The following is a 5106-nucleotide window of genomic DNA, read 5'->3' as shown; positions in this document are numbered from 1 at the left end:
GCTCCTATTTTAGGCCGGTGACCGAAGCGCCTATGAATGCAGGGGTGCAAGCGATGGCTACGCTGTTCGGGAACCGGAAGCGCTATCTCAAGGCTCTCCGGATCGTTGCCGCGACAGAGCGTTCAATGGGGCGCTCCGCTACACGGATGGCGACGTGCTACAGCTTGCTCGAGTTGTCTGAAGCCCTGTTGCAGAAACCAGTACGGACCATGTTTGAAACGTCCGCCGTCCCTAAAGGTGAAAAGCCGGCGGCCCTGTTGCCGCCGAAGCCAGGCAAGTGCGGTCCCTATAAGAAGCGCGAGAAATCTGATATCGCTTAGCGATGAGGGAAACCGTTCTGGCTACGCTGGAGCAGCATGTGCTTTTGGGCGAGCGACACATTGCGCGCCAGCGTGACATTGTTGCCGACTTCCATCACAAGGGCTTCAAGGCAGACTTAGCCGAAGACCTTTTGACCCTGTTCGAGCAGATGCAGATTCTGCACGTCGCTCACCGGGATCGCATCCAAACTTCAATCACCCAAAATTCAAACTTGAGATAAGCAGCCAACAGGCTGTTCCGGGAACCTAATGCCCGGCCGGCGCTTGTCGCGAGATGAGCACGCGCGGGATCAACTTCCTCGCCAAATGGCTGGCAGAGCATCTGCGGAGTCAACGTTCAGGTGTCAGCTCCTGCTTTGTTGGTTGCCACCCCCCGCTATTGATTGACGCGGGGGAAGCTAGCAAAGCCCCAAGGGGTAGAAAGTAAGCCGATGGTAGACGTCGCGAAGCCGTCGAGCCGATGATGTCACGGCGGGCATCCCAAGACGGCCGATCCGAACACCGACGCGTAGTTCCGGGCCAGAAATCCCGGTAAAATGCCGCGATGAAGCGCAGCACGATTTATGCGTCTATCACCCGCCCGTGTTCGGGCTTCCATTCCTCGCCGTGGTTCTAAAGCCGGGCGGCACGACAACGTCTCGGCAGTTTGAGACGCACGATGAGGCACGCGCCTTCAACAAGTTCATGGCGCAGGCGGATCAATCAAGCGGCAAGACGCAGCATTCAAGGAGAAGTCCCAGCGTTGAGGGAGGTCACCTTAACGGATGCTAATGAACCTTTTGCAGGCTTCGATATTATTAGAGCCCATGCCTCGATATTTCTTCGATCTTTCGCATAGCGGTGACGTCTACCACGACGCACAGGGGACCATGTTCCGGACCCCGAGGGACGCCCAGGAAAGGGCCTTCGAAATCGTCCGCCGTTTAGCTGCGCATTCTGAGACGCGCGATGTTGTCTGCGCCGTCCGTGATGCATCCGGCCATCAGCTTATGAGCATCGCGTTCAAAGGAGGCGCAGCGGTTGTCTGCGACGCAAGCTGAATGGCCGGTGCAGCTTGGGGTTTTTGGGGGTGCTAGCCACACCGGCCACTCACGGGAATTGGTAAGCGCCCAAGTCCCCGCGCTGCCCAAACTATAGGCACATTAGCTTTCGCTCAATTACGACCAAGGGACTAGGCTAGCCCAACGGCCACGACCTGCGCGACAGCTCCAGGAACGCAGGGACGTGCTACAGGGGCTTATCCGGCCGGTGCAATATTCAGTTCAGCAGGCGATGGAGGTCGCGGCGGCGTCAGTTTCAGGGCAGCGGGCTCGGCTTGTCGCTGAGAGTACGCAAGTAGGCGATCACGTTGACCCTTTCAGCCTCGTCCGGAACTCCAGGCATCTCCATGTAAACGCCTGGGGTAGTGACCATGGGCTCAAGCAGATATTTGTTCAGGTCCTCGTATGTCCAAGCGCCTTCCCAGCCCATTAAGGTGGCGGAGTAACGCGCATTTGGTACTGATGCCTTGTCGCGGCTCACGACACCCCACAAGTTCGGTCCCGTCTTGTTTGCGCCCTGCGGGTCCACGCTGTGGCAACCGGCACATAGGTGGGTGAAGGAGGTTCGGCCTTTCTCAACATCGGCAGTGGCCAACTTCATCGCGATCGGGGATGGCGTTGGCAAGACGACGCCGTGCGCCATGAGATAGTCCGCGATTTCACGCAGCCCCTTGAATTTCGCCAGATGGATCGGCGTCTTGCCGTCCTTTGTCTTCACGTTGACGTCCGCGCCGGCCTCGACCAGTGCCTTCACGCAATCGAGGCACCCGAGATTGACCGCGATGTGGATCGCGTTTTCGCGGCTGCGCTTCGAATTTGGATTTGCGCCCCCGTCCAGCAACAGTTTGATCAAGTCTATCCTGCGTTTAGCCAAAGCCAGCATCAGGGCAGGACCCAAAACCGGTGTCGGGGCGGCGTTGACGTCGGCACCGCGATCCAGGAGCAGTTTGGCCGCCGCAAGATGCCCACCCTTGACCGCAAGATAGAGCGGCGTCGCTTTCCCATCACTCTCATCGACGCCGACACCTGCGTCGAGCGCTGCCGTGATCCCCCCCACGTCGCCCTTCGTGGCGGCGTCGTGGATAGCGGCGGCATGGGATGCAATCGGAATCTGCGTAAAAAGCAGTGGGACTAAAACCAAGAACCCGCGCATTGGCATCTCCCAAGGCAAGTTGGAGGACTCCATTTCATCGGGTGACCCCCAAACGGCGAGACCGATCTCGTCAGCGGTCCTATACTCCATTCGTGAATGCTAATATACAAGCGCTAGGTTGTGGGTGCCGGCCTTCGAAAAGCGTCTGCTGAAACGCATTCGTGCCATCCTGCCCGCGGGAGGACAAAGCCATGGTCTACGCATATCGGCGCACAGACTAGTTCCATGAGAAAGGTGCTAGGACAAATTGCGTTGGCTTGGCTTGTCCTGCCCGGGGATGCAAACGCCCATGATTGGTACACGGGAAAGACAGATCCGGTCCTGAAATACAGCTGTTGCGGAAACAAGGATTGCCGCCCGGTCGATTCCAATGACGTCAGGATGACCAAAGACGGCTATTTTGTCAGGCTGCACCCTGCCTACCTGAACGAGCCACAAGATGCAGAGTGGTTTATCCCGAGAGAACGAGTTCAGACCGCACCTGATGATCGGTACCACATTTGCGAGCGCCTAATGACTTTCTATCGAACGATCATTCCCCGTACGAAGTTCGCGGCCTACCAGAGGTACAGGTGGACGTGCTTTTTCGCGCCGGCGAGCACTGGCTCAATCCATCCGGAATGAGATTTACCCTGCGGCTTCTGGCGGGCTTCCCTGTGGCGCGCTATATCGGCCGGATGAGCAAGGGCTGGACGTTTCCATCCCTGATCGACGCGAAGATGACCGTGACGGCGTTTTGCCACTGGTCGCCTTGCAACCATAGCCAGAAGCTCGATCTCGCCCAACTCCGGGACCGCTACGGCCCGGACTCGCCGGCAATGGCCGATGACCTCATTACCAAGCTGAAATGCGACAGATGCGGCGGAACGATGTCGGCCTGATCTACACACCCGACACCAGCCCCAACGCCTACGGCAAGGCCAAGGGCAGCTAGTCGACCAGGTCCCGCAGCGACTTCTTGCGAGTCGGCGGCCGGAGTTTTTCAACCAGCCTGACTTTGTCGAGTTTGACCGATGCTAATAGCAGGGGGGCTCAGCGGGATGTCGTTTCTAGCTTCTGCAAAACAGTGGGCGCGTACCATCAAGCGCGATGTCGTGGCGCTATGGATTGCGGCTCGTGATCCGCGCGTACCCTGGTATGCAAAGGCAACAGCCGGGGCAGTCGCGGCCTATTCCCTAAGCCCTATTGATCTCATTCCTGACTTCATTCCGATCATTGGCTACCTGGATGATTTGATAATTGTCCCTCTCGGGATCTTGGCAGCTGTCCGGATGATCCGGGTCGCACTGATGGAAGAGTTCCGAGAGAAGGCGACCAGCCATGCGAAGCCAGTCAGCAAGGCCGGTCTAGCCTTCATGTTATTGGTTTGGATACTGGCGGCTGTCTTGCTGATGTGGATGTTCTGGCCGAAGGCGGCCTAGAGGCTAGTTCACCGGACCCGTCCCGTTCCAGCGGATGAAGGTGACTTCCTTGCCCCTCCGCTCCGATCATGTATCAGCCCGCTTCGGCACGCCAGCCGGAGCGGGTTTCATTACGCCTTTGGCGACGGGCGCGATCTGAGGGCGCCAATGGCTGTCACGAACCGACACGATTGTCAGTGGGCATTGGCAGATGGCGCCGTCTTGCCCTGCGTGGCCGCCGGCATGTCCCTGGTCGCGGCACCCGTCTGGGTGTCGGTGGCCGGGACGGTGTGGTCATCACCCGACAGCGGACTACCGCCCCCCGGCACGTCTTCGGCTGTCGGAGCCGTGTTGTTTATGCCGTTCTGGAACGGTTGGCTGTCGGTCGTCAAACCACCTGCCTCCGTGGCGGTAAAAAGGTGATCGGCTGCCGATGCGGGGCCGGCGACCAGTGAAAATGCTGCAATGAGGACAAGTGTTCGCATCATGGGTTCTCCAATGATTGCCCGTCCGATGCGCGACCTAAGTTGTTCGGAAGATCAACAGCGGCAAGGACGGCCGTCCCTTCACGTCTTCAACGCCGCGCTTCGTCGCCCTGTTCCCTTTGGACGGGATTGATACGCTGGCAGTGTCGTCGTCGACCCGCCTGCGTACTGTCGCGGTCACTGCCCACCAGATCGACAATGCCGATTATTCCCGTCGCCATGCAGGCGATTCTGGGGCGAACCTGGGTTGATATGCGAACGCCACAGGAACAAACAATCCCCATCCTCGTGGGAAATGCTGGCTGGATGCCTTTGTGTCCCAACCCCGCATTCGGCCATTGCCTTGAGAAAGCCAGGCCCGCTGCTGCACCCACGGCAGCGGGTTTCGCATTAGCGCAACAGCAAGTATGCGCCATGCGGGCCATTAGCAGGAACGCAACCGTGCCGACCCGCGCCGCCGGTAGCGTGATGGCGAGGCGAATCTGACGGCAGCGAGAGTGAACTAGCGGGCGCGAGGTATCAGCGGTGAAATTTCAGATGTTCTCCGGGGCAGCCCTCGCCGCGGACAACCCACCAATGGGCAAAGATGCTCGCTCGCGTGATGCTCGCGTAAGTGGGACGCAAGGCCCAGTCGACCAGGCACTAAAGTCCAACCCCTGCAAATAGAGCAAAAATATTAGCTGTTCTTTTATCAACATGGCTTTTCAC

The 5106-nt window shown here is 58.8% G+C and carries 6 protein-coding genes; 4 read left to right on the top strand and 2 right to left on the bottom strand.

What is annotated here, in order from left to right; translation table 11 throughout:
* On the top strand, nucleotides 1-320 hold a 320-nt coding region (locus tag EN857_RS33100; protein ID WP_210235155.1), incomplete at its 5' end, for a hypothetical protein.
* A 2-nt stretch (nucleotides 321-322) separates the two neighbouring features.
* Nucleotides 323-541 carry a hypothetical protein gene (locus tag EN857_RS33095; RefSeq protein ID WP_135859683.1) on the top strand — a complete coding sequence of 73 codons (219 nt, stop codon included), beginning with the start codon at nucleotides 323-325 and terminating at the stop codon, nucleotides 539-541.
* 1075 nt (nucleotides 542-1616) lie between these two features.
* Here EN857_RS33095 and EN857_RS33085 read toward each other — a convergent pair.
* Nucleotides 1617-2513: an ankyrin repeat domain-containing protein gene (locus EN857_RS33085; protein ID WP_135859685.1), complete on the bottom strand. Its 897-nt coding sequence runs from the start codon at nucleotides 2511-2513 to the stop codon at nucleotides 1617-1619.
* A gap of 572 nt (nucleotides 2514-3085) precedes the next feature.
* Between EN857_RS33085 and EN857_RS33080 the strand changes: the two genes are divergently transcribed.
* Together EN857_RS33080 and EN857_RS33075 are read left to right on the top strand one after the other, a co-directional pair.
* The gene (locus tag EN857_RS33080) at nucleotides 3086-3394 is read left to right on the top strand and encodes a hypothetical protein (RefSeq protein WP_245521671.1); all 309 of its coding nucleotides are present in this window, start codon (nucleotides 3086-3088) and stop codon (nucleotides 3392-3394) included.
* 159 nt (nucleotides 3395-3553) lie between these two features.
* Nucleotides 3554-3934, top strand: coding sequence for a YkvA family protein (locus tag EN857_RS33075; RefSeq protein ID WP_135859686.1), 381 nt, complete (start codon nucleotides 3554-3556; stop codon nucleotides 3932-3934).
* A 173-nt stretch (nucleotides 3935-4107) separates the two neighbouring features.
* Here EN857_RS33075 and EN857_RS33070 read toward each other — a convergent pair whose 3' ends face one another.
* Complete coding sequence (locus EN857_RS33070) at nucleotides 4108-4401, bottom strand: hypothetical protein (protein ID WP_135859687.1); 294 nt, start codon at nucleotides 4399-4401, stop codon at nucleotides 4108-4110.
* Nucleotides 4402-5106 lie beyond the last annotated feature (705 nt).

The organism is Mesorhizobium sp. M4B.F.Ca.ET.214.01.1.1 (genome assembly GCF_004791545.1).
Taxonomy (GTDB): domain Bacteria; phylum Pseudomonadota; class Alphaproteobacteria; order Rhizobiales; family Rhizobiaceae; genus Mesorhizobium; species Mesorhizobium abyssinicae.
The sequence above is the reverse complement of the archived record's forward strand: the minus strand, read 5'-3'. Positions and strand labels throughout refer to the sequence as shown.